We start from the raw sequence: 1,497 nt of genomic DNA on the forward strand, positions 1-1,497 counted from the left end.
TGGACGGACGAGGCCGACGCGGACGGGCTGACCGACTTCTACGGGCTGCAGGCCATGGTCGCGCGCGAAATGTTCGTCGCGGGCGAGTGCTTCGTGCGCCTGCGCTCCCGGCGTTCGGAAGATGGTCTGCTGGTGCCCATGCAGATGCAGCTCCTGCAGTCCGAGATGTTACCCTTCGAAAAGACAGAGACAGCCGCCAACGGCAACCGGATCCGCTGCGGGATCGAGTTCGACGGGATCGGGCGGCGGGTGGCCTATCACTTTCGCCGCCGCCACCCGGGCGACAGCACGGACCAGCGGGTGGCCGTACCCGACACGGTCCGCGTCCCGGCTGGGGACGTTCTGCACATCTACCGGCCCATCGATGCGGGCCAGATCCGCGGCCTGCCGCATGTCGCACCCGCCATGGTGCGGTTGTTCCTGCTCGACCAGTACGATGACGCTGAACTCGACCGGAAGAAGACGGCGGCGATGTTCGCGGGCTTCATCACCAAGACGGCGCCAGAAGAGCCGTTGATGGGGGAAGGCGCCGCAGACCCCGAGGGTGCGACGATTGCCAGCCTCGAGCCCGGCACTATGCAGGTCCTGCTGCCAGGCGAGGACGTGAAATTCTCGAGCCCGGCCGATGTGGGCGGGGGCTACGAGGCGTTCCAGTATCGCACGTTGCTGGCGGTCTCAGCCTCGCTTGGTCTGCCCTATCACCTCGTCACCGGCGATGTGCGGCAGGCGAACTACTCGAGCCTTCGGGCCGAACTCGTCGAATTCCGTCGCCGCATCGGCCAGTTTCAGCATGGCGTGATCGTGCATCAGTTCTGCCGTCCGATCTGGGCGCGCTGGATGGAAACCGCAGCACTGTCGGGTGCGCTCGATCTGCCCGGGTTCGGTGCCGAACCCGGCCGATTCCGCGCAGCACAATGGATACCGCCGCGCTGGGACTGGGTCGATCCCTTGAAGGATATCCAGGCACAGGTCCTCGCCATGGAGGCGGGCATCACCTCTCGCCGCAAGGTGGTCGAGGCCACCGGCTACGACATCGAGGAGGTTGACCGCGAGAACGCCGCCGATGCCCGGCGGTCGGCCGATCTGGGCCTCCACTACCGGACGAGCCCCGGCGAGACGCAAGGCGCGCGGGCCACGCCCTCAAGGCTACTTGACCCGGAAACCGATGGATCCGACGCGAGCGCGCAATCCGAACAGGAGTGACAGGATGAAGAACTGGTACACGATCCGCGCCCGCGGCACGGGCGCGGAAGTGCTGATCTATGACGAGATCGGCGCCTATGGCGTCAGCGCCAAGGGGTTTCTCGCGGAACTCGGCGCACTGCCGGACGGGGTGCCCATCGACCTGCGCCTCAACAGTCCGGGCGGCTCGGTCTTCGACGCGGTGGCGATCTACAACGCCTTGCAGCGGCATGACGGCACGATCACCGTCTGGATCGACGGCGTGGCCGCCTCGGCGGCCTCCTATGTGGCCATGGCGGGTGACGAGATCGTCAT

Annotated in this window: 2 protein-coding genes; both read left to right on the forward strand. The window is 66.7% G+C overall.

Translation table 11 applies throughout. From position 1 onward, the window contains the following. A partial coding sequence (locus tag G5V65_RS21800; protein ID WP_165054713.1) for a phage portal protein occupies positions 1 to 1,203 on the forward strand: 1,203 nt, incomplete at its 5' end. A gap of 4 nt (positions 1,204 to 1,207) precedes the next feature. After that, positions 1,208 to 1,497 (forward strand): ATP-dependent Clp protease proteolytic subunit (locus tag G5V65_RS21805; RefSeq protein ID WP_206526935.1); only part of this gene is annotated, 290 nt, incomplete at its 3' end.

The organism is Paragemmobacter kunshanensis, from assembly GCF_011059185.1.
In the GTDB taxonomy this organism is placed as follows: domain Bacteria; phylum Pseudomonadota; class Alphaproteobacteria; order Rhodobacterales; family Rhodobacteraceae; genus Paragemmobacter; species Paragemmobacter kunshanensis.